At 75.4% G+C, this 22,343-nt stretch carries 18 protein-coding genes, 2 pseudogenes and 1 riboswitch; of the genes and pseudogenes, 9 read left to right on the top strand and 11 right to left on the bottom strand.

Features of this window, described 5'->3' with window-relative positions:
* Nucleotides 1-120 precede the first annotated feature (120 nt).
* The 3 genes from ACZ38L_RS00905 to ACZ38L_RS00895 all read right to left on the bottom strand — a co-directional run bounded on the left by ACZ38L_RS00905 (nucleotide 121) and on the right by ACZ38L_RS00895 (nucleotide 3,740).
* Entirely contained in the window at nucleotides 121-1,560 is a 1,440-nt protein-coding gene (locus ACZ38L_RS00905) for a hypothetical protein (protein WP_465687903.1), read from the bottom strand.
* Between the two features lie 269 nt (nucleotides 1,561-1,829).
* Nucleotides 1,830-2,954: an alpha/beta hydrolase gene (locus ACZ38L_RS00900; protein WP_465687901.1), complete on the bottom strand. Its 1,125-nt coding sequence runs from the start codon at nucleotides 2,952-2,954 to the stop codon at nucleotides 1,830-1,832.
* Nucleotides 2,955-3,047: 93 nt separating this feature from the next.
* Nucleotides 3,048-3,740 carry a helix-turn-helix domain-containing protein gene (locus tag ACZ38L_RS00895; protein ID WP_465687899.1) on the bottom strand — a complete coding sequence of 231 codons (693 nt, stop codon included), beginning with the start codon at nucleotides 3,738-3,740 and terminating at the stop codon, nucleotides 3,048-3,050.
* 229 nt (nucleotides 3,741-3,969) lie between these two features.
* Nucleotides 3,970-4,101, top strand: a riboswitch (cobalamin riboswitch).
* Between the two features lie 55 nt (nucleotides 4,102-4,156).
* Here ACZ38L_RS00895 and ACZ38L_RS00890 point away from each other — a divergent pair.
* Genes ACZ38L_RS00890 through ACZ38L_RS00870 form a run of 5 tightly spaced genes read left to right on the top strand, consistent with a single transcriptional unit; the run spans nucleotide 4,157 to nucleotide 10,806 of the window.
* Nucleotides 4,157-5,215: a cobalamin biosynthesis protein gene (locus ACZ38L_RS00890; RefSeq protein WP_465687897.1), complete on the top strand. Its 1,059-nt coding sequence runs from the start codon at nucleotides 4,157-4,159 to the stop codon at nucleotides 5,213-5,215.
* On the top strand, nucleotides 5,212-6,738 hold the full coding sequence (locus ACZ38L_RS00885) for a cobyric acid synthase (protein WP_465687895.1): 1,527 nt from the start codon (nucleotides 5,212-5,214) through the stop codon (nucleotides 6,736-6,738). Before ACZ38L_RS00890 ends, ACZ38L_RS00885 begins: the two co-directional genes overlap by 4 nt.
* Nucleotides 6,739-6,773: 35 nt before the next feature.
* Entirely contained in the window at nucleotides 6,774-8,807 is a 2,034-nt protein-coding gene (locus ACZ38L_RS00880; RefSeq protein WP_465688021.1) for a putative cobaltochelatase, read from the top strand.
* A 4-nt stretch (nucleotides 8,808-8,811) separates the two neighbouring features.
* Nucleotides 8,812-9,408: a cob(I)yrinic acid a,c-diamide adenosyltransferase gene (gene cobO / locus ACZ38L_RS00875; protein WP_465687893.1), complete on the top strand. Its 597-nt coding sequence runs from the start codon at nucleotides 8,812-8,814 to the stop codon at nucleotides 9,406-9,408.
* A gap of 12 nt (nucleotides 9,409-9,420) precedes the next feature.
* Nucleotides 9,421-10,806, top strand: a complete 1,386-nt coding sequence (locus ACZ38L_RS00870) for a cobyrinate a,c-diamide synthase (protein WP_465687891.1) — start codon at nucleotides 9,421-9,423, stop codon at nucleotides 10,804-10,806.
* A 41-nt stretch (nucleotides 10,807-10,847) separates the two neighbouring features.
* On the opposite strand, the gene ACZ38L_RS00865 is transcribed toward ACZ38L_RS00870, so the two are convergent.
* Nucleotides 10,848-11,189, bottom strand: a complete 342-nt coding sequence (locus ACZ38L_RS00865) for an SDR family NAD(P)-dependent oxidoreductase (RefSeq protein ID WP_465687889.1) — start codon at nucleotides 11,187-11,189, stop codon at nucleotides 10,848-10,850.
* On the opposite strand from ACZ38L_RS00865, the gene ACZ38L_RS00860 reads away from it, so the two are divergent.
* The 3 genes from ACZ38L_RS00860 to cobC all read left to right on the top strand — a co-directional run bounded on the left by ACZ38L_RS00860 (nucleotide 11,160) and on the right by cobC (nucleotide 14,879).
* Nucleotides 11,160-11,411, top strand: a complete 252-nt coding sequence (locus tag ACZ38L_RS00860; protein WP_465687887.1) for a hypothetical protein — start codon at nucleotides 11,160-11,162, stop codon at nucleotides 11,409-11,411. The two genes, ACZ38L_RS00865 and ACZ38L_RS00860, sit on opposite strands and share 30 nt — an antisense overlap.
* A 171-nt stretch (nucleotides 11,412-11,582) precedes the next feature.
* Nucleotides 11,583-13,292: a glycoside hydrolase family 27 protein gene (locus tag ACZ38L_RS00855; protein WP_465687885.1), complete on the top strand. Its 1,710-nt coding sequence runs from the start codon at nucleotides 11,583-11,585 to the stop codon at nucleotides 13,290-13,292.
* 156 nt (nucleotides 13,293-13,448) lie between these two features.
* Nucleotides 13,449-14,879, top strand: coding sequence for an Rv2231c family pyridoxal phosphate-dependent protein CobC (cobC, locus tag ACZ38L_RS00850; RefSeq protein WP_465687883.1), 1,431 nt, complete (start codon nucleotides 13,449-13,451; stop codon nucleotides 14,877-14,879).
* A gap of 47 nt (nucleotides 14,880-14,926) precedes the next feature.
* Here the strand turns inward: cobC and ACZ38L_RS00845 are convergent.
* From ACZ38L_RS00845 to ACZ38L_RS00815, 7 genes and pseudogenes are all read right to left on the bottom strand, one after another.
* Nucleotides 14,927-15,139, bottom strand: a pseudogene (locus tag ACZ38L_RS00845) (EF-Tu C-terminal domain-related protein); the annotation flags it as partial.
* A 136-nt stretch (nucleotides 15,140-15,275) separates the two neighbouring features.
* Nucleotides 15,276-15,488, bottom strand: a pseudogene (locus ACZ38L_RS00840) (Uma2 family endonuclease); the annotation flags it as partial.
* Between the two features lie 264 nt (nucleotides 15,489-15,752).
* Complete coding sequence (glnII, locus tag ACZ38L_RS00835; RefSeq protein WP_396560268.1) at nucleotides 15,753-16,775, bottom strand: glutamine synthetase; 1,023 nt, start codon at nucleotides 16,773-16,775, stop codon at nucleotides 15,753-15,755.
* A 182-nt stretch (nucleotides 16,776-16,957) separates the two neighbouring features.
* Nucleotides 16,958-18,031: an SCO1860 family LAETG-anchored protein gene (locus tag ACZ38L_RS00830; RefSeq protein WP_465687881.1), complete on the bottom strand. Its 1,074-nt coding sequence runs from the start codon at nucleotides 18,029-18,031 to the stop codon at nucleotides 16,958-16,960.
* Between the two features lie 230 nt (nucleotides 18,032-18,261).
* On the bottom strand, nucleotides 18,262-18,642 hold the full coding sequence (locus ACZ38L_RS00825; protein WP_465687879.1) for a hypothetical protein: 381 nt from the start codon (nucleotides 18,640-18,642) through the stop codon (nucleotides 18,262-18,264).
* Between the two features lie 107 nt (nucleotides 18,643-18,749).
* A complete protein-coding gene (locus ACZ38L_RS00820; RefSeq protein ID WP_465687877.1) occupies nucleotides 18,750-19,427 on the bottom strand; it encodes a uracil-DNA glycosylase in 678 nt (225 codons plus the stop codon).
* Between the two features lie 60 nt (nucleotides 19,428-19,487).
* A complete protein-coding gene (locus tag ACZ38L_RS00815; protein WP_465687875.1) occupies nucleotides 19,488-20,579 on the bottom strand; it encodes an amidohydrolase family protein in 1,092 nt (363 codons plus the stop codon).
* Here ACZ38L_RS00815 and tmpA point away from each other — a divergent pair.
* Nucleotides 20,556-22,331, top strand: a complete 1,776-nt coding sequence (gene tmpA / locus ACZ38L_RS00810; RefSeq protein WP_465687873.1) for a 2-trimethylaminoethylphosphonate dioxygenase — start codon at nucleotides 20,556-20,558, stop codon at nucleotides 22,329-22,331. The genes ACZ38L_RS00815 and tmpA overlap by 24 nt on opposite strands.
* Nucleotides 22,332-22,343 lie beyond the last annotated feature (12 nt).

Genomic DNA, 22,343 nt, shown 5'->3' with positions numbered 1-22,343 from the left:
TCACGACCACACCCACCCCCCCCCCCCCCCCCCCCCCCCCCCCCCCCCCCCCCCCCCCCCCCCCCCCCCCCCCCCCCGGGGCCGGCGCGGTTCCGGGGCCGGCCGGACTCGCCGGCCGGGCTACGCGCCGCCGTGGTGGACGCTGAAGGCCGAGCGACGGGCCGCGCGGGCCACCGCCGGGTCCGGGTGCACCCCGGCCACCGCGGTGAGCACCGAGGTCGCCCGGGCGTGCCCCGACTGCCGGGCGCGGGCGAACAGCCGCACCGGGTCCCCCGCGCTCGCCCCCTCGACGTGGCCGACCAGCAGCTCGGTCTCCCCGTGGTCGAGCACCGCCGCGGCCGTGTCCACCCAGAGCCAGGCGGCGTCCTCGGCACTCAGCACGTCGGACGGGACGACCCCGCCCTCGTCCAACTGCTCGGCCAGCCAGAGCAGCGCGTACGGCCGCAGCACGGGCTCGTCCACGGCCGCCCGGACCGCCTGCTCGGCCGTCCCGCCGGCCACCCGCAGCGCCTCGAAGGCGAGCCCGCGCAGCAGCGCGTCCTCGCCGCGGGCGGCCTCCAGCAGCTCGGCCACCGCGCGGTCCACCGGACGGGCGGCGACCCAGGCCCGGTACTCGGCGCGGGCGGGGCCCGGGGAGTAGTTGGCGCAGGCGTCCAGCAGCTCCGGCGCGCTCTGCTCGATGTGGCCGGCGGCGGTCTGCGCGACCGTGCAGATGTCCTCCAGCTTGCCGCGCACCGCCCAGTGGCCGAGCGGGGACAGCTCGGCCGCGTCGGCCGCGCGGACCACCGCGCCGACCGCGGTCAGCCCGTCCAGCATCCAGTCGAGCACCGCGGCGATGTCCGAGGGCGCGGGCGGGGTGTCGATCTGCGGCTCGCGGCAGGTACCGCGGACGGCCGAGACGGCGGAGGCCGCGTGCGGGACGGGCGACAGGGTCGCGAAGCCCGTACCGGCCCCGTGCCGGCGCTCGTCCAGGCCGCGCCGGAGCAGCTCCATCAGCTCGCTCTCGGCGACCGGGCCGTCCACCAGATGGAGGAAGGAGAGCAGCTGCGGCGCCTGGTCGACCGCCTGGCCGGCGAGCACCGCGAAGACGCCGCGCAGCGCGGCCGGCGGGACCGGGGCGAGCAGCGTCCAGGCGTCGAAGAGCGCGGACCAGCCGCGCAGCACGGCCTCGTCGTCGTGCTCCCAGGCGTGCAGCCGCCAGCCCGGGGCGGCGCCGCCGTCGCGTGGCTCGACCAGGCCGACCAGGAGCGCCTGGCCCCAGGCCTTGGCCGCCGCGCCGACCGTCATGGCCAGCGCCCGGCCCGCGGCGCGGGCGTCCTCGGGGAGCAGCTCGCCGCGCTTGTCGACCGCGTCGAGTTCGCCGGCCCAGCGGGCGATCCGCACCGCGTCGCCGAGCATCCGGCGGGCCAGCGGGGCCAGCTCGGCGGGGACCGGCAGGCCGGCGGGCACCGGGACCCGGCCCCGGCCGGGCGCCGGCCGCGGGGTACGGCGGCGGGGGGCCCCGGGGCCGCCCGGCTGCGCGCTGTCGGCGCGGCGGGCCGCACCGGGAAGACGGGTCACCGTCGCGCCGGTACCCGTGGTCGGCGGGAGCGGGGCATCACGGTCGCGCGGATTCCGAGACGTCACGCCGTGCAGTCTTCCCCGTGTACGGGGCTTCTGTCACATCGAGTTCGGCGCGTCTTTCGACGCGCGGCGGCGGCCGGTGGGTGGAGATGGGGCAAGAGAGCCCAAACCGGGCCGGCGCGGCTGGGGTGACCTGTCCACGACACTAGCGGGGGGCACGGTACGTGGTCAAGGGGTGACCCACCGCGTGCGGGCCCGGCCCCGGATCACAGGATCGGCGTCAGGAAGCGGCGCAGCGCCTCCTCGTAGCCGCGCGGATCGGCGTTCCAGAGCGCGGCGTGGCCGGCGTCGGGGACGGTCCGCAGGTTGACCAGCAGCGGGCGGTTGCGGGCCAGCCGCTGGGCGGCGCGGTACGGGGCGATCGGGTCCTGCGGGCTGTGCATCAGCAGGGTGGGCAGCCGCAGCTCGGCGCCCTCGGCGAGCTGGGCGAAGTCGCCGGTGTCCACCCCCGTCCGGCCGGCGGCCGCCCAGATGCCGAGCTCGGCCACCGCGGCGGGCTTGCCGGCCCGGGTCGCCCGGTTCCGCACCGAGGCCGCCAGGTCGAGCACCGGGGAGTCCAGCACCAGGCCGGCCAGGTCGTCGCGGAAGTCCGAGCGGGCGGCGGTCTGCAGGACCATCGAGGCCCCCAGCGACCAGCCGTACAGCACGATCCGCCCGGCGCCGGCCTGCTTGGCGAACCGGATGGCGGCCTCGACGTCGTGCCACTCGGTCTCGCCGAAGTGGCCCAGCCCGTCGGGCGAGGGCGGCGCGCCCTGGTCGCCGCGGTAGCTGATCACCAGGGCCGGCAGGTTCAGCCGGTGCACGACCGGCAGGACGGGCAGCGCCTGCCGCCGGTCGGCCCGCGGTCCGTGCACGGCGATCACCCAGGTGCCGCGGACGGCCGGCAGGTACCAGGCGGGCAGCGGGCCCAGCTCGCCGTCGACCACCACGTCCATGGAGTCCAGGCCGCAGGACGAGACCGGGTCGCCGCGCAGCACCCGCGGGGTCAGTTCGACGTCCGCGCTGTCGGCCGGGCCGCGGCCGGCGGTGAACTCCAGCCGGCGGGTCACGGTCCGCTGGTCGCCGCGCAGCACCGGGCCGACCACCGCGTGGCCGCCGGCCCACTCCAGCGCGTACCGGCCGCGGCGCAGGCTCTCGGTGGTCCGGGTGAGGGTGACCTCGTCGGCGCTGATCGACCGCACCCGCAGCGGCGGCTCCCCGGCCGCGGCGGGCTCGCCCCCGGCCCCCGGCTTCAGCGCGAGGTCGGACACCCGCCGCCCGAGCAGCAACACGGCGGCCCCCGCCGCGACGACGACAGCGGTGCCAGCGGCGACGACGGTTCCCCTACGCATGGCGCTCCCCGGGTGGTGAGTGGGTGACGCTCCCCAGTTCATCCCGTGAGCCGTGCGCCGGCCACCGCAACACCGCCGTACGGGCAGCCTCCGCTACACCGGGAGGTCGGGGGCGGTGGTGGCGAGGAGGGCCCAGAAGCGGTGGTCGGCGGGGGCGGCGGGGGGCCGGGGCTCCTCCGGGGCGGTGCCGCCCCAGTGGGAGGGGACCCGGTGTTCGGCCTGGAGGGCGGCCAGGACGCTGGCGAGGGTCTCGCGCGGGGCCGGGACCAGGCGGGCGACCGGCTTCAGCTGGGGCTGCCAGCGGCCGGCGACGCACTGGCGCAGGCACTGTTCCAGCTCCTCCTCGGCACCGGTGATCCGGACCAGGTCGCGCAGCGTCAGACCGAGGGTCTCGGCGAGGGCGCGGGTCTCGTCGGCGTCGCCGGTCCAGCGTCCGGTGAGTTCGGCGTCGGCGTACGTCCGCCCGCCGACGCCGATCCGGGTGGCGGCCTGGTCCCGGCTCAGTTCGCGGGCGAGCCGGAAGTCGCGCAGCGAGGTCGGACGGACCCCCATCAGCTGTGCCACCGGGCACCAGAGCGCCCGGGCGAGTGCGATGAGCTCGGTCTCGCTGGGCCGGATCTCGCCGCTCTCCCAGCCGAGGACGTGAGCCGGCAGCAGCCGGACGCCGTGCGCGGCCATCGCCTCCGCCACCTGTTCGGGGGTCAGCCCGAGCCCGGCGCGGTGCGCCCGGGCGGCCTGCGGGGAGAACGGGACCGGGGTGGGGGCCGGGGGGCTGCCGCGTCGCATGGGACGACGGTAGGGGTGCGGTCGAGCCCGCCCCCAGTCGCCGAACGCACGAAGCCGGGGAGCGACCCCCGGCGGCGCCTTGGACGTATCACCAGCGCCGAGGCGGCGTCAGTGTCCGTTACTCGGAGGTACCGACGGTTCCGTCCGGTGTGATCAACCACTCCGGGGGCCCGGTTGACGGCCGGAACGGGCGCGTGATGGGATCCTTGGGCCAAACGGAGGCAAGCAGAGGAAGCCGGTGCGAGTCCGGCGCGGTCCCGCCACTGTCACCGGGGAGCGCGTTCGAACGATGGTCACGGTGTCCCGCCACAGGGGCGTTGGAAGGCCCGGGCGCGCGTCCGTACCCGGGAGCCAGGAGACTCTCGCCCCCGCGACGTCGAGCCAGGGCGCGGACCCTGAGTGAGGACACGCACAGCATGCAGCCTGCTCCCCGGCCGGCGCCGAGCGCCGTGGGGGTGCCGCTCCGTCAACCTCCCCGCGCCCGACGCCCGTACGCCACCGCGGCCGGCGGCTACGCGCTCGGCGCGGTCGCCGGTTACGCGGCCGACCTGCGGTTCGCCGACCCGCGCCGGGGTCACCCGGTGGCCGCCTTCGGCCGGGCCGCCGGCCGGCTGGAGCGCGCCCTCTGGCGCGACCACCGCGGCGCGGGGGCGCTGTACACCGCGCTCTGCGTGGGCGGTGTCACGGCCGCCGCGGTGACGGTGGAACGGCTGGTGGGACGGCGGGGCATCGCGGCGAGCGCCGCCACGGCGGCCGCCACCTGGACCGTGCTCGGCGGCACCTCGCTCACCCGCGAGGCCCGTACGATCGGCGCCGCCCTGCGCGCGGGCGACCTGACGGCGGCTCGGGAGCGCCTGCCGCACCTGTGCGGGCGCGACCCGAGCGCCCTGGACGAGCCGCAGCTGGCCCGCGCGGTGGTCGAGTCGGTGGCCGAGAACACCGCGGACGCCGTGGTCAACGCGCTGGTCTGGGGTGCCCTGGCGGGCAGCCCGGGCCTGCTGGCGTTCCGCGCGGTCAACACCCTGGACGCGATGGTGGGTCACAGGTCACCCCGGCACCGGCGCTTCGGCTGGGCCTCGGCGCGGCTGGACGACCTGGCCGGCTGGCCGGGCGCCCGGCTGACCGCGCTGCTCACGGTGGCCGCCGCGCCGCACCCGCGGACCGCCTGGCGGGTCTGGCGGCGGGACGGCTCGGCGCACCCGAGCCCGAACGCCGGCCAGGCCGAGTCGGCCTTCGCGGGCGCGCTCGGGGTCCGGCTCGGCGGCTCGTTGCGGTACGGGGAGAGGGTGGAGAACCGGCCGGTGCTGGGGGCGGAGCTGCGCCCGGTGGCCGTGGACGACATCGAGCGCGCCTGCCGGCTGTCGCGCCGGGTGGGCCTGTTGGCGCTGGCCGTGACGGTGGCCGGCCGCTGCGCGGGGCACCGGGTACGGGCGAGGGCGGCACGCGCCGCCGGGACGGGAGGTGGCAGCCGATGAGCAACGCACTGCTGGTCGCGGGGACCACGTCGGACGCTGGCAAGAGCGTGGTCACCGCCGGGATCTGCCGCTGGCTGGCCCGGCAGGGGGTGAGGGTCGCGCCGTTCAAGGCGCAGAACATGTCGCTCAACTCGATGGTCACCGCCGACGGCGCGGAGATCGGCCGGGCCCAGGTGATGCAGGCCGCCGCGGCCCGGGTGGAGCCCGAGGCGGCGATGAACCCGGTGCTGCTGAAGCCGGGCGCCGACGGCCGCAGCCAGGTGGTCCTGCTCGGCCACCCGATCGCGGAGGTCGGCGCGCTCGACTACCGCGAACGCAAACCCTTTCTGCTGGAAAGGGCCCTGGACTGCCTGGCCGACCTGCGCCGCCGCTTCGACGTGGTGATCTGCGAGGGCGCCGGCTCGCCCGCCGAGATCAACCTGCGCGACCGCGACATCGCCAACATGGGCCTGGCCCGGGCCGCCGACCTGCCGGTCGTGGTGGTCGGCGACATCGACCGCGGCGGGGTCTTCGCCGCGATGTACGGGACGCTGGCGCTGCTCTCCGCCGAGGACCAGCGGCTGGTGGCCGGCTGGCTGGTGAACAAGTTCCGCGGCGACGCCCGGCTGCTCGGGCCCGGCCTGGACATGCTGCACGAGCTGACCGGCCGTCCGGTGCTGGGCACCCTGCCGATGCTGGCCGGTCTCTGGCTGGACGCCGAGGACTCGCTCGACCTGTCCACCGCCGTCGAGCGCGCCGACGCCGCGGGCCCGTACGGGGCCGACGTGCTGCGGGTCGCCGTGCTGCGCTTCCCCCGGCTGTCCAACTTCACCGACCTGGACGCGCTCGCCCAGGAGCCCGGCGTGCTGGTTCGCTGGGCCACCCGTCCCGAGGAGCTGGCCGACGCGGACCTGGTGGTGCTGCCCGGCACCCGGGCCACCGTCGCCGACCTGGCCTGGCTGCGCGAGCGCGGCCTGGCGGCACCGCTGCGCGAGCGGGCGGCGGCCGGGCGGCCGGTGCTCGGGGTCTGCGGCGGCTACCAGATGCTGGCCCGGCGGATATCGGACGAGGTCGAGTCGAGGGCGGGCCGGGTCGAGGGACTCGGGCTGCTGCCGACCACGGTCGAGTTCGGGCCGGAGAAGGTGCTCGGCCGGCCGGCCGGCGAGGCCTTCGGCGAGCGGGTCGAGGGCTACGAGATCCACCACGGGGTGGTGACCGTCGAGGGCGGCGAGGCCTTCCTGGACGGCTGCCGCGACGGCGCGGTCTGGGGCACCACCTGGCACGGCGCGCTGGAGAACGACGGGTTCCGCCGGGCGCTGCTGCGCGAGGTCGCGGCGCTGGCCGGGCGGGCCTTCGTGCCGGCACCGGACACCTCGTTCGCCGCCGCCCGGGAGGCCCGGCTGGACCGGCTGGGCGACCTGATCGAGGAGCACGCCGACACCGCCGCGCTGTGGCGGCTGATCGAGGGCGGGGCCGGCGCCGGGCTGCCGTTCGTCCCGCCGGGGGCTCCGGCCACCCGCGTCCTGGAAGGTGACCTCCTGTGAGTGACGTCCGATACCCGTTCACCGCCATCGTCGGCATGGCCGACCTCCGGCTCGGGCTGCTGCTCAACGCCGTCTCGCCGGCGGTCGGCGGGGTGCTGGTGCGTGGCGAGAAGGGCACCGCGAAGTCGACCATGGTCCGCGCGCTGGCCGGGCTGCTGCCGTCGATCGCGGTGGTGACGGACTGCCGGTTCGCCTGCGACCCGGTCGCGCCGGACCCGCAGTGCCCGGACGGGCCGCACGAGGCTCCCGGTGTCGACCGGCCGGCCCGGCTGGTCGAGCTGCCGGTCGGCGTCACCGAGGACCGCATCGTCGGCTCGCTCGACCTCGAGCGCGCGCTCGCCGAGGGCGTCAAGGCCTACGAACCGGGCCTGCTCGCCCAGGCGCACCGCGGGGTGCTCTACATCGACGAGGTGAACCTGCTCCAGGACCACGTGGTGGACCTGCTGCTGGACGCCGCCGCGATGGGCCGCTCCTACGTCGAGCGCGAGGGCGTCTCGGTGCGGCACGCGGCGCGGTTCCTGCTGGTCGGCACGATGAACCCGGAGGAGGGCGAGCTGCGGCCGCAGCTGCTCGACCGGTTCGGGCTGACCGTGGAGATCGCGGCCACCCGGGACCCGGCGGAGCGGGCCGAGGTGGTCCGCCGCCGGCTCGCCTACGACGCCGACCCGGCCGGCTTCGCCGCCCGGTTCGCCGCCGAGGAGCGGGAGCTGGCCGAGCGGATCGGCGCCGCCCGGGCGCTGCTGCCCGCGGTCGGGCTGGGCGACGCGGCGCTGCGCCAGATCACCGCGGTCTGCGCGGCCTTCGAGGTGGACGGGCTGCGTGCGGACATCGTGATGGCCCGGACCGCGGTGGCGCTGGCCGCCTGGGCCGGACGGACGGCGGTGACCGAGGAGGACGTCCGACAGGCCGCCCGGCTGGCGCTGCCGCACCGGCGGCGGCGCAACCCGTTCGACGCGCCGGGACTGGACGAGGAGCAGCTGGACCGGACACTGGCCGAGCACACCGAGCAGCCGGACGAACCCGAGCCCGACGGGGACGGCCCGGACGGCGACGGGCCCGACGGCGACGGACCGGGGGAGGACGGCCCAGGGGACGGCGGTCCCGACGGCGGGGGCGGCGCGCCCGAGCCCGCCGGTCCCACGGCCCCGGACGCGGCCACCCCGGCCCCCGACAGCCCGCGGGACGTCCCCGCACCCCCCGCGCCGCGCCCCGCACCCGCCCGCGAGTCCGCTCCCGTCGCGGCCGGCGAGCCCTACCGCACCAAGCTGTTCAAGGTCCCCGGCACCGGCCGCGGCGCCCAGGGCCGCCGCTCTCCCGCCGAGACCGACGGCGGCCACACCATCCGCGCCCGCCGCCCGACCGGGCCGCTGACCCGGCTGCACCTCGCCGCCACCCTACGGGCCGCCGCCCCGCACCAGGTCGCCCGCGGCCGCGCCGGACGGGCCCTGCTGCTGCGCCACGACGACTTCCGTGAGCAGGTCCGCCAGGGCCGGGAGGCCAATCTGGTGCTCTTCGTGGTGGACGCCTCCGGCTCGATGGCCGCCCGGCAGCGGATGACCGCCGTCAAGGGCGCCGTGCTGTCGCTGCTGATGGACGCCTACCAGCGCCGCGACAAGATCGGCATGATCACCTTCCGCGGCCGGTCCGCCGAGCTGGCGCTGCCGCCGACCTCCTCGGTCGAGGTGGGCGCGGCCCGGCTGGAGCGGCTGCCCACCGGCGGACGGACCCCGCTGGCGGCCGGACTGCTGCGGGCCCACGAGGTGCTGCGGGTGGAGCGGTTGCGCGATCCGCTGCGCCGTCCGCTGCTGGTCGTGGTCACCGACGGCCGGGCCACCGGGGGTTCCGCCGCGCTGGCCGAGGCCGGACGGGCCGCCGGGCTGCTGGCCGCCCAGGGCACCGCGGCCGTGGTGCTGGACTGCGAGTCGGGACCGGTCCGGCTCGGCCTGGCCCGCACCCTGGCGGGCCAGCTGAACGCCTCCGCGGTCACCCTGGACGAGTTGCGCGCCGACGGCGTGACCGCCCTGGTGCACGCGCACCGCTCCGCCACCACCCACCGAAAGGCAGCGTGACCCGATGCCGCAGGGCAAGCCGGACGTCATCCCCGACGACGGCCTGACGACCCGTCAGCGCCGCACCCAGCCGATCACCGCCGTGCACACCGGCCCCGGCAAGGGCAAGTCCACCGCCGCCTTCGGGCTGGCGCTGCGGGCCTGGAACCAGGGCTGGCCGATCGGGGTGTTCCAGTTCGTCAAGTCGGCCAAGTGGAAGGTGGGCGAGGAGAACGCGCTGCGGGTGCTGGGCGCCTCGGGCCAGGGCGGCACGGTCGCCTGGCACAAGATGGGCGAGGGCTGGTCCTGGGTGCAGCGCGACATCGAGTCCAGCGAGGAGGCCGCGCGCGAGGGTTGGGCGCAGGTCAGGCGCGATCTCGCCGCCGAGACCTACCGGCTGTACGTGCTGGACGAGTTCACCTATCCGCTGCACTGGGGGTGGATCGACCTGGACGAGGTGCTGGAGGTGCTGCGCGAGCGCCCGGGCAACCAGCACGTGGTGGTCACCGGCCGCAACGCGCCCGAGCGGCTGCTCGAACTCGCCGATCTGGTCACCGAGATGACCAAGGTGAAGCACCCGATGGACGCCGGCCGCAAGGGCCAGCGCGGGATCGAGTGGTAGCCCGGTAGTCCGATGCGCATCCCCCGTCTCGTCATCGCCGCGCCCTCCTCGGGCGCGGGCAAGACCACCGTGGCCACCGGGCTGATGGCGGCGCTGTCCGCCCGCGGCCTGACCGTCTCGCCGCACAAGGTCGGCCCGGACTACATCGACCCGGGCTACCACGGCCTGGCCACCGGGCGCCCCGGGCGCAACCTGGACGCCTTCCTGTGCGGGCCGGAACGGATCGGCCCGCTCTTCGCGCACGGCGCGGCGGGGGCGGACCTGGCGGTGGTCGAGGGCGTCATGGGGATGTTCGACGGCGCCTCCGGGAAGGGGGAGTTGGCGTCCACCGCGCACGTCGCGAAGCTGCTGCGGGCACCGGTGGTGCTGGTGGTGGACGGCTCCTCGCAGTCCCGCTCGGTGGCCGCGCTGGTGCACGGGTTCGCCTCCTGGGACCCCGAGGTGCGCCTCGCCGGGGTGATCCTCAACCGGGTGGCCTCCGACCGGCACGAGCAACTGCTGCGCGAGGCACTGGAGGAGGGCTCGGGCGTGCCGGTGCTGGGTGCGGTGCGGCGCACGGCGGCGGTCGCCACGCCCGCGCGGCACCTGGGGCTGGTGCCGGTGGTCGAGCGCTCGGCGGAGGCACTGCGGGCCGTTCGCGACATGGGCGAACTCATCGCCGCCTCGGTCGACCTGGACGCCGTGCTGGCACTGGCCCGGTCGGCGCCGGACCTCGCCGAGGGGGCCTGGGAGCCCGCGTCCGAGGTCACCCCGGCGGCCGGCCCCCGACCGCGGATCGCGCTGGCCGCGGGGGCGGCGTTCTCCTTCTCGTACGCGGAGAACGCCGAACTGCTGGCGGCGGCCGGGGCGGAGGTGGTTCCCTTCGACCCACTGCGGGACACCACACTGCCCGGCTCGACGGCAGCCCTGGTCATCGGCGGGGGATTTCCCGAGGTCTACGCCGCCGAACTCAGCGCCAACGCCGAACTGCGGTCGGCGGTCGCCTCGTTGGCCGCCTCGGGTGCGCCGATCGCCGCCGAGTGCGCCGGACTGCTCTACCTGGCGCGGGAGTTGGACGGCCGCCCGATGTGCGGCGTACTGCCGGCCGAGGCCCGGATGACCGAGCGGCTCACCCTCGGCTACCGCGAGGCGGTCGCCCTGCACGACAGCCCGCTGGCGGCGGCCGGCACCCGGGTGCGCGGCCACGAGTTCCACCGCACCACCTGCGCCCCGACCGCCGGCCCGCTCCCCGCCTGGGGCTGGCGCACCCCCGCCGGCGCTCCGCACACCGAGGGCTTCACCACCCCGGCCGTGCACGCCTCCTACCTGCACCTGCACTGGGCGGGCGCCCCGCAACTGGCCGAGCGCCTGGTCGCCCGGGCCGCCGCGGGCCCGGGCGGGGGCCGGGGGACGCCCTGAGCGGACCACCCGGCCCCGGCCGCCCCGCCGCCCGTTCCACCTCAACGGCCGGCCGGCGTACCGCCGTTGACGTGCAGGATCTGCCCGGTCAGATGGCCGGCGGCCGGGGAGGCGAGATAGAGCGCCGTCCCCGCGATGTCCGCCGGTGTACCGGCACGCTTGTTGAGCGCGCTGGCGATGTTCGAGGCACGCCGCTCGGGGTCGAGACCGGTCCAGAAGAACTCGGTGTCCTCGACATAGCCGGGGGCGATCACATTGGCCGCGATCAGGTCCGGCCCCAACCGCTGGGCCAGTGTGAGGTTCCAGGCCTCCACGGCGGCCTTGGCCGCGCCGTACGAGCCGGAGCCGCCGCGGTGGGCCGCGATCGAGCCGAGGTTGATCACCGCGCCGCCGGGCACCAGCCGGTCGCGCAGGGCGCTGGTGACCAGGACGGCGGGGAGCAGCACCACCACACGCAGGCCCGGTTCGGCCTGGACGTCGCCACGCTCGACCTGCTGCGCACGCTGCGCCGCGCGGGGAGCCCGTACCGGCTGACCACCCGCGAGCCGGCGGACCGTTCGCTGATCACCGGCGGTGCCGTGACCCAGCGCGTCGACCGCGCCTGACGGGACGGCGGCAGGCCTTTCCCGGCGGGACCTTGCCCCCCGGGGAGCCGTTGGTGCGCGACCCCTTGTCAGTGCAATGTGACACGGCTAACTTGTGGCGCATCTTGTTTGATTCTGGGCTGACCTGATGGTTTTTCTGGCCCGTCCGGACCCCCACCCTCAGGAGTAAACATGCTCCCGCTACGCCGTTCGGGCTCCCGGGCCACCCGCGCCCTGCTCGCCCTGGCGCTCGCCCTCCCCGGGCTCGGCGCCGTCACCGTCCTGGACGCACCCGCCGCGCACGCCCTGGACAACGGCCTCGCCCTCACCCCACCGATGGGCTGGGACGACTGGAACAGCTTCGGCTGCAACGGCACCGAGGCCCTGGTCGAGGAGACCGCCGACTTCATGGCCTCCTCCGGCCTGCGCGACGCCGGCTACCAGTACGTCACGGTCGACGACTGCTGGATGTCCCGCAGCCGCGACGCCAACGGCAACCTCGTCCCCGACCCGCAGAAGTTCCCCGACGGCATGGCCGCCACCGCCGCGTACGTGCACAGCAAGGGCCTCAAGTTCGGCCTCTACGAGAGCCCCACCCTGCACACCTGCCAGGGGTTCCCGGGCAGCCTGGACCACGAGCAGCAGGACGCCCGGACCTTCGCCACCTGGGGCGTGGACTTCCTCAAGTACGACAACTGCCTGGCCAGCGACCCGTCCCAGCGGGTCGGCGACGAGAAGCTGCCGCTGGAGACCCGGGACGGCTGGATGCGCGACGCGCTCGCCGCCACCGGGCGCCCGGTCGTGCTCAGCCTCTCGCTGCAACCGCAGGCGCAGGGCGAGACCCCGTGGGTGTGGGGTAGGAGCGTCGCCAACATGTGGCGGATCGACGGCGACCGGGACAACTCCTTCGCCGGCCTGCTCCGGCTGGTCCACGACGACCTGGACAAGGCCCAGTACGCCGGCCCCGGCGGCTGGAACGACATCGACATGCTCGCCACCGGCAACGAGTCGAACCCGAACCCCGGCGAGTCGCTGACGTACGACCAGTCGAAGTCCGAGCTGTCGCTGGCCGCGGTGCTGGCCGCGCCGCTGATCTCCGGCGCCGACCTGCGCTCCGCCGCCACCGCCGCCGACCCCGGCGACCCGATCTCCTCGCAGTTCCTCGGCCTCTACCTGGACAAGGACGTGATCGCGGTCGACCAGGACGCGCTGGGCGTCCAGGGCACCGAGGTGTCCGATGACGGCGGGCTGGACGTGCTGCGCCGGCCACTGGCCAACGGCGACGTCGCGGTGGTGCTCTTCAACGAGAACAGCGCGCCGGCCACCATCTCCACCACCGCCTCCGCCGTCGGCCTGCCCGCCGACGCGGCCGGCTACCAGCTCAGCGACCTCTGGGCGCACACCGTCTCCACCAGTTCCGACGGCACGATCAGCGCCCAGGTGCCGGCCGGCGGCTCGGTGATGTACCGGGTCTCGGCGGCGCCGCTGACCGTCGCCCCGTCGCACGCGCTGGTCTCGCAGTCCTCCGGGCGCTGCCTGGACGCCTACGACAACCAGACCGCGCCCGGCACCAAGCTGGAGATCTGGGACTGCGACGGCGGTGCCAACCAGGCCTGGTCCGCCACCTCGGCCGGCGACCTGCGCGCCTACCAGGGCACCGAGTGCCTCGGCGCGGCGGGCGGCAGCTTCGCCTGGGGGACGAAGGCGGAGCTGGAACCGTGCGACGGCAGCGCCGGCCAGAAGTGGACGCTCAACCCCGACGGGACGATCACCACACCGAGCCAGTACGGGGTCTGCCTGGACGTCACCGGCGGCAACCTGCCGTCGGGGGACGTGAACGGCACGCAGGTGGAGGTCTACGGCTGCAACGGCGGCGCCAACCAGCGCTGGTCGCAGGAGTAGTCGCACGAGCGTTGGCCGGCCGGACCGAAGGCCGGACCGAGCCGGACCGCTGGACCGCTGGACGGCTCCGAGGACGGGCCAGCGGCCCGGCCTCGGAGCCGATTGACTCCCCCGGACGGGCGTGGTGGGATTCCCGGGCGCGGAGGGAGGAACCACATGGTCAGCGCCGGGAGCGACGTGCGGGTCGTGGTGGGGGTGGGAGCGAGCGGCGGTGTCGGCGCCGACGAACTCCTCGCACTGATCACCGCCGCGCTGGAGGAGGCCCGCCTGCCACTCTCCGCCGTCGCCCAGCTGGCCACCGTCGAGGCCCGGCTCGGCGAGCCCGGCCTGGTGGCCGCGGCGCGCAGCCTGGCGGTGCCCCTGGTCGGGCACCCGGCCGCGGCGCTGGCCGAGGTCGCGGTGCCGCACCCGTCGGCGGCGGTGCTGGCGGCCACCGGGACGGCGAGCGTCGCGGAGGCGGCGGCGCTGCTCGGCGGGCGGCGGCTGGTGCTGCCCAAGCGGAAGTCGGCCCGGGCCACGGTCGCACTGGGCACCGCCGTGGAGCCCGATCTGCGGCACCACGGCGACGCCGAGGTCCGCGCCCCCGGCCTGGTCGACCTGGCGGTGAACGTCCGCACCGGCACCCCGCCTGGCTGGTTGCGCGAACGGCTCGCCGCCTCGCTCGCCGACCTCGCCGCCTACCCCGAGCAGGGCGCCGCCCGGGCCGCGGTGGCCGCCCGGCACGGCCGTCCGGTGGCCGAGGTGCTGCTCACCTCCGGTGCGGCCGAGGCCTTCGTGCTGCTCGCCCGCACCCTGCGCCCGCGCCACGCGGTGGTCGTGCACCCGCAGTTCACCGAGCCCGAGGCGGCGCTGCGGGACGCCGGGGTCGAAGTACGGCGGGTGCTGCTCTCCCCCGCCGACGGCTTCCGGCTGCGCCCGGGCGCGGTCCCCGAGGAGGCCGACCTGGTGGTGATCGGCAACCCCACCAACCCGACCTCCGTCCTGCACCCGGTCGGCTCGCTGGCCGCGCTGGCCCGGCCCGGGCGCACCCTGGTGGTCGACGAGGCCTTCATGGACACCGTGCCGGGCGAACCGGAGTCGCTCGCCGGGCTACGTGAACTCCCGGGCCACGTCGTGGTGTTGCGCAGCCTGACGAAGACCTGGGGGCTGGCCGGACTGCGCATCGGCTACGTCCTCGGGCCGGCCGACCTGATCGCCGGCCTCGCCCGCGCCCAGCCGCTCTGGCCGGTCTCCACCCCCGCCCTGACCGCCGCCGAACTCTGCAGCGCCCCCGCCGCGCTGGCCGAGGCCGAGCGGGCCGCACGCACCACCGCCGCCCACCGCGCCCACCTGCTGGGCGGGTTGGCCGCCCTGCCGGCGGTCCGGGTGCACGGTGAGCCCGCCGCGTCGTTCGTGCTGATCGAACTCCCGGGTGCCACCGAAGTCCGCGCCCGTCTGCGCGACGGCGGCTTCGCCGTCCGCCGGGGCGACACCTTCCCCGGTCTGGGCCCGGACTGGCTGCGGATCGCCGTCCGTGACCCGGAGACGACCGACCGCTTCCTCGCGGCGCTGGCGACGGTCCTGCCCGCTGCCCGGAACCGGACCTGAGCCGGGGTGGTACCCGCCCCTGGTCGGGGCGGGTACCACCGCCGTGCTCAGGCGAGGACGGTCTGGACCGTTCCCGCGGCCACCGTTCGGCCGCCCTCGCGAACGGCGAAGCCGAGGCCGGGCTCCAGCGGGACGGGCTGGCCGAGGGTGACGGTCAGCTCGACCCTCTCGCCCGGCAGCGCCAACCCGACGCCCCCGGGCAGCTCGACGTCGCCGACCACGTCGCCCGTCCGCAGGTAGAACTGCGGGCGGTAGCCGCTGGTTTTCCGAGCGGCCCGAGAGCGCACCGGCAGTGTCGGCCGCAGCTGCCGGTCCGATCGCCCGACCGCACTCGCCGGACTGGTCGGTGCGGTCGGTGTCACCGTTCGACGGTGCGGTGACCTCCACGACCAGCAGGGTCTGGTCGGGCAGCAGCGGGCCCTCGGTCTTCGCCGCCAGCTCCGCGGGGACGACCGCGAGGTCGGGGAGGTAGTGGTTCTCGCTGCCGGGCGGATCGGGGTCACCCGACCCGGAGCGGCAGCCGAGCTGGCGCATCCGGGGGCCGATCTGCTCGCGGATCAGGTCGATGGCGTTCTCGTGGGCCCAGGTGCGAGGGACGCGCGTGATCACCCCTTCGACGATCTCGACGCGGTCACCCGCGATTCGTTCGACGGCGTACTTGAGAGCCAGCTCGGGATCCTCGACGTGCCGATAGCGGCTGGGGTTCGGTGACGTCACTCGTGGCCCCCGCGGAGGGATCGATGGCAGGCCGGATGCTCGTAGGCGAACGCTCCCCCGGACCGGGCCCGGGCGAGCGGCGGAGGGGCGCGCGACGCAGCGCTGCCCGCCGCCCCCTGGCGGGGGTGGCGGGCAGCGCGGGGGTCAGTCGCGAGGTCAGACCTGGCCGGCCTTCTCCAGGGCGGAGCAGCAGGTGTTGACCAGCAGGCGGGTCACCACGTAGGGGTCGACGTTGGCGTTCGGGCGGCGGTCCTCGATGTAGCCCTTCTTCTCCACCTCGACCTGCCACGGGATGCGGACCGAGGCACCGCGGTCGGAGACGCCGTAGGAGTAGACGTTCCACGGGGCGGTCTCGTGCAGGCCGGTGAGGCGGGACTCGATGCCGAAGCCGTACTGCTTGACGTGCTCCAGGACCTTCTCCTGGCTCTCACCGAGCGCCTCGCAGGCGGTGATGATCGCGTCGTAGCCCTCGCGCATCGCCTTGGTGGAGAAGTTGGTGTGCGCGCCGGCGCCGTTCCAGTCGCCGCGGACCGGCTTGGCGTCCAGGGTCGCGTCGATGCCGAACTCCTCGGCGGTGCGGTAGAGCAGGTAGCGGGCGACCCAGAGGTGGTCGGCGACGGTCAGCGCGTCGACCGGGCCGATCTGGAACTCCCACTGGCCGGGCATGACCTCGGCGTTGATCCCGCAGATCGCCAGGCCGGCGGCGAGGCAGCGGTCGAGGTGCAGCTCGACGATCTCGCGGCCGAAGACCTCCTCGGCGCCGACGCCGCAGTAGTAGCCGCCCTGCGGGGCCGGGAAGCCGCCCTCGGGGAAGCCGAGCGGGCGGGAGCCCTTGAAGAAGGTGTACTCCTGCTCGATGCCGAAGATCGACTCCTGGGCGGCGTACTTCTCGGCGATCGGGCGCAGCAGGGCGCGGGTGTTGGAGACGTGCGGGGTGCCGTCGGTCTCGTTGACCTCGCAGAGCACCAGGACGTTGTCGCCGCCGCGGATCGGGTCCGGGAACGAGGCGACCGGCACGAGCACCCGGTCCGAGGCGTGGCCCTCGGCCTGGCCGGTGGAGGAACCGTCGAAGCCCCAGGTCGGCAGCGTGTCAGCGGTGGCCAGGATCCGAGTCTTGGAGCGGAGCTTGGCGGTCGGCTGGGTGCCGTCGATCCAGATGTACTCGGCCTTGATAGCCACTGCGGTTACCTCGCAACACTTTGGGTGGTGGGTGCCCGCGTAGCGTCGCAAGCTGCCGTTTCCCCGTTGTTCCTCTTATGTAACCAGCGTGTGAACCGACTGTCCGAAGTGGCACCTTCACGCTCCGAGAGTGCCGGGACAGCGCCGGGGCCCGGCGGACGGTGCCGACGGGCCCCGCGTGGTCAGTGCCGGTGGGCCGCCGCGCGGCGTCGGCGGGTGAGCCAGAGGGCGCCACCGCCCGCAGCGAGCAGGGCCGCTCCGCCGGCGGCCAGCGGGACGGTGCCGCTGCTGCCGGTGAAGGCGAGCGCCGAGGTGTTGGCCGGGTGGGCCGAGGCGGAGGGGTCGGCGGGGCTGGTGGAGGAGGCCCCGGCGGCGGGGGCGGAGGTGTCCGCGACGGGCTGGCCGCTCGCCCCGGCGCCACCGGTCGTGCCGATGCCGCCCGAGCCCGAGCCCGCGCCCGAGCCCGCACCCGTGCCGCCGCCCGAACCACCGCTGCCCGAACCACCGCTGCCCGAGGTGGGCAGGGACGGGTCCGTCGCGCCCGGCTTGGCGCAGCTCACCCCGGCGACCGTGATGGTGCCGTCCACCTTGGCGACGTTCAGGCTGAGCGGGTTGACCGCGATGCTGACCTGCAGGGCCGAGGCCGCGGCGGTGGTCGAGGTGGTGGTGCGCCTGGAGAACTCGACGTCCACCGTGCCGACGCCCGGGACGGCGACGTGCGTCGGCCCGTACACGCTGAGCGTGATCGGGCGGCCCAGCACGGTCGCCTTGATCGGCGAGGTGACCGTCGCGGTGGGCGCGCCGTTCACCGGGCAGTCGGCCTCGGCGCTGAGCGCGTCCAGGCCGAGCAGCGTGGTGAGCGGCAGGCCGGGCGCGTGCAGCTCGGCGTTGACCAGCTGGACGGAGGCCTCGGCGCCCTGGGAGTCGACGTGGGTGAGGGACTTGCCGACGTCCGCGTGCAGCAGGTTGACCGGGCCGGGCTGGGCCACTCCGGCCACGTTCGCGGTGAGCATCGAGCCGTCCTGCTCGGCCGGCGACTGCACCTTGTTCAGCGCGACGTCCACCGGGACGTCCACCGCGTTGTTCAACAGGCCCACGTCCAGGGCGAGTTCGGCCGTGACAGCACTGGCGGAGCCGGTCGCGCCGGGGCCGCTGTCGGCGTGCGCCACGGTCGGCAACGGCAGCCCGAGCGCCACCGCGGTGGCCGCCGCGGCGACGGCCACCGCGGTGCGCGCGGAGGGCCGGAACGTGAGCATGGATGGAACGGATGACATGACGGGAAAACCCCCACAGAGAAACTGATGGCAGAGCGCACCGCGAAGCACCCCGCACCGGGCGGGGGCGTGACCCTCTGTCGCGCGCGGCGCAGGGCCGGGGAAGTGGCCTGCGCTCTCAACTGCCTTTATTCTCTTCGTACTTCTCTAGTCCCATGGGCAACTCCGGCCTCCTGTTCACTCGTTGGAGTGATAAGAGGCCGGAATCACTCTCAGTCGCTGCTCGGATGGGTGACCGCGCTGGTGTTCACGAAGAGCCCGGCGAAGGCGGCGACCGAGGAGGTCAGCGCGGGCACGGCGTCGACGTGCCGCGGATAGCAGAGGATCGCCACCCCGGCCGAGGCGGCGGCGAGCAGCGCGGCCACCCCGCAGGCGGTCCAGGCCCACGGGGAGAGCCGCGGACCGGGGTTGACCACCGCGCCGAGCATCGCGGCCACCAGTGCGGAGACGACCTGGGTGAGGTTGGGCAGGCCGCCGTCGCCGTCCCAGGCCAGCACGCCGAGGAAGACCATCAGCAGTGCGAAGCCGACCGCGGCCAGGACGGGGGCGGAGGTCGGGTGGGCGGCCGGTGCGGCGGCACCGACGGGGGCCACCGGAACTGCGGAAGGCGCCGAAGGTACGGGTGCCGCGGGTGCCGCGGGTGCCGTGCGGGCGCCGGGTTTCGGTGCCTGTTCGTCCGCCATCGTGGATGTCCCCTCGGTCAGGGCAGTCGCCAGTCCACCGGCTGGCCGCCCTGACGCGCCAGCAGCTCGTTCGCCCGGCTGAACGGCCGGGAGCCGAAGAACCCGCGGTCCGCGGACATCGGGCTCGGGTGCGCCGACTCGATCGCCGGCACCTGGCCGAGCAGCGGGCGCAGGTTGCGCGCGTCGCGCCCCCAGAGGATCGCCACCAGCGGCCCACCACGCGCCACCAGCGCCCGGATCGCCTGCTCGGTGACCTCCTCCCAGCCCTTGCCGCGGTGGGCGGCGGGCTTGCCGGGGGCGGTGGTCAGCGCGCGGTTGAGCAGCAGCACGCCCTGCCCGGTCCACGGCGTCAGATCGCCGTTGCCGGGCGGCGGGTAGCCGAGGTCCTGGCCGTACTCGCGGTAGATGTTGATCAGACTGCCGGGGATCGGCCGCACCTCGGGTGCGACCGAGAAGCTCAGGCCGACCGCGTGCCCGGGTGTCGGGTACGGGTCCTGACCCACGATCAGCACCCTGACCTCGTCGAACGGCTGCTGGAAGGCCCGCAGCACGTTGGGACCGGACGGCAGGTAGGTCCGGCCGGCGGCCAGCTCGGCCCGCAGGAAGTCGCCCATGGCGGCGATCCGCCCGGCGACCGGTTCCAGGGCCTTGGCCCAGCCGGGTTCGACGATCTCATGCAGGGGACGCGGTGCCATGCCGCCCAGCCTAGCGGCCCGGGCTCACCCGATCGGCCCCACCCGATCACCGACCACGGCTCACCCGATCGGCCGACCCCGGAGCACCACCAGCTTCGGATCGGCCAGCACCCGGACGTCGGCCCGCGGGTCCTCGGCGTACACCACCAGGTCGGCGGCGGCGCCCTCGGTCAGCCCGTCCCGGCCGAGCCACGCCCGGGCGCCCCAACTCGCCGCCGAAAGCGCCTCGTTGGGCGACAGGCCGGCCTTGACCAGCTCGGCCACCTCCTCGGCGACCAGCCCGTGCGGGAGGGAGCCGCCGGCGTCGGTGCCGACGAAGATCGGCACGCCGGCGTCGTGCGCGGCGCCCACGGTGTCGTAGCGGCGCTCGTGCAGCCGGCGCATGTGGGCCGACCAGGCCGGGAACCTGACCTCACCGCCGTCGGCCAGCTTCGGGAAGGTGGCGATGTTGACCAGGGTCGGCACGATCGCCACCCCGCGCTCGGCGAAGGTCGGGATCAGCTCCTCGGTGAGGCCGGTGGCGTGCTCGACGCAGTCGATCCCGGCGGCCAGCAGGTCGGGCAGCGAGGTGGTGGCGAAGCAGTGCGCGGTGACCCGGGCCCCTTCGGCGTGCGCGGCGGCGATCGCCCCGCGCAGCGCGTCGGCGGGCCAGCAGGAGGCCAGGTCACCGAGGTCGCGGTCGATCCAGTCACCGACCAGCTTGACCCAGCCGTCACCGCGCCGGGCCTCCTGGACCACGTACCGGGTCAGCGCGTCCGGCTCGATCTCGTGCGCGTAGTTGCGGATGTAGCGGCGGGTGCGTGCGATGTGCCGGCCGGCCCGGATGATCCGCGGCAGGTCCTCGCGCTCGTCGATCCAGCGGGTGTCGGCGGGCGAGCCGGCGTCCCGGATCAGCAGGGTGCCGGCGTCGCGGTCGGTGACCGCCTGCTTCTCGCTGGTGGCCGGGTCCACCGCGCCGTGCGCGTCCAGGCCGACGTGGCAGTGCGCGTCGACCAGGCCGGGCAGCACCCAGCCGGCGACGGTCCGCACGTCCCGCGCGCCGGCGGGCCGCTCGAAGGTCACCCGGCCGTCGACCACCCAGAGTTCGTCCCGGACGTCCTCGGGTCCGACCAGCACCCGACCCGTGATGTGCAGCACCGCGCCATCGCTCATGCCAGAAACTGTACCGACGCGCGGCACCCCGCCCGGCGCTGGTCCGTGGTCCGCTGTTCGCTCGCCCGCCAGCTGTGGGTCGGGCGCTGGCCACCGGGCTTCGGCAGGGTCCCTGGTGAGCAAAGTTGGCTATACAACTCTCCCTCCAGACCTACTCAGAAGGGCGATCACATGGAGCTGTCCCCGTACTGGCTGCGTGACAACTGCCCCTGCCCGGACTGCCGCGACCCGCGCAACGGCCAGAAGCTGTTCCAGATCACCGACCTGCCCGAGGGACTCGCGATCAGCGCGAGCACCGAGCGGGAGGAGCACCTGGAGGTGCTCTGGAACGACGGCCACCGCTCCCGCTACCCGCTGGCCTGGCTGGCCGCCCCGGCCGAGGGCGACCACCGCACCGAGGCGGACAAGCGGCTCTGGGTCGCGGCCGACTTCGCCTCCGGGATCCCGGAGGCCGACTGGGCCGACTACCTCGCCGACCTGGCCGAACGGGCCGCCGTGCTGCGCGCGGTGCGCCGGTTCGGCTTCGCGGTGCTGCGCGCGGTGCCCACCGAGGAGCGCCAGGTGCTGCGGGTCGCGGAGACCTTCGGCTACGTCCGGCGGACCAACTACGGCGAGCTCTTCGACGTCCGGGTCGAACCCGACCCCAACAACCTGGCCTTCACCAGCGTCGCGATCGCCCCGCACACCGACAACCCGTACCGCGACCCGGTGCCCACCCTGCAGCTGCTGCACTGCCTGGAGAACGCGGCGGTCGGCGGCGACTCCGGCCTGGTGGACGGCTTCCGCGCGGCGGACCTGCTGCGCGCCGAGGCGCCGGACGCCTTCGCCGTGCTCACCCGGACCCCGGTGCCGTTCGGCTTCCGCGACCGCGGCACCGAGCTGCGCGCCGACCGGCCGCTGATCGACGTCGACCCGCTCGGCCGGATCCGCGAGGTGCGGTTCAACAACCGCTCGACCGGGACCCTGCGGCTGCCCGCCGCCGAACTCGACGCCTTCTACGCCGCCTACCGGCGGTTCGCCGCCCTCACCCTGCGCCCGGAGCTCCAGCTGGAGTTCCGGCTCGACCCGGGCGACTGCCTGGTCTTCGACAACACCCGCCTGCTGCACGCCCGGACCGCCTTCGAACAGGACGGCCACCGCCATCTCCAGGGCTGCTACGCCGACCTGGACTCGCTGGCCTCCACGCTCGCCGTGCTGGAGCGCCGGGTCACCGTGCTGGACACCCTGCAGGACCTCTTCGAGGGCGAGGGCGCCGGCGAGTACCTGGGCGAGGCGGTCAGCATGGCCGAGCACATGCTGCAGGCCGGCGTGCTGGCCGAACGGGCCGGCGCCCCGGACGAGTTGGTCGCTGCCGCGCTGCTGCACGACGTCGGCCACTTCCACGGCGCGGTCACCGGACGGGAGTTGATGACCGGAACGGACAACCGGCACAGCCACACCGGTGCGGACTGGCTGACCCAGTGGTTCGGGCCGGAGGTCACCGAGCCGATCCGGCAACACGTCGCCGCCAAGCGCTACCTCTGCGCGGTGGAACCCGGTTACCGGGAGAGCCTGTCGGAGGCCTCCGCGTACACCCTCCAGGTGCAGGGCGGCCCGATGACCGCCCAGCAGGCCGCCGACTTCGCCCAACTTCGGGGTTCCGCCGAGGCGGTGGCGGTCCGGCGGTGGGACGAGCAGGCCAAGGCGGCCGACGTCCGCACCCCGGACTTCGCCCACTTCCGGCCGCTGCTGGCCCGACTGCTGGCCCGGTGAACCCGACGGTCG

The organism is Kitasatospora sp. NPDC024654, from assembly GCF_055559155.1.
The sequence above is the reverse complement of the archived record's forward strand: the minus strand, read 5'-3'. Positions and strand labels throughout refer to the sequence as shown.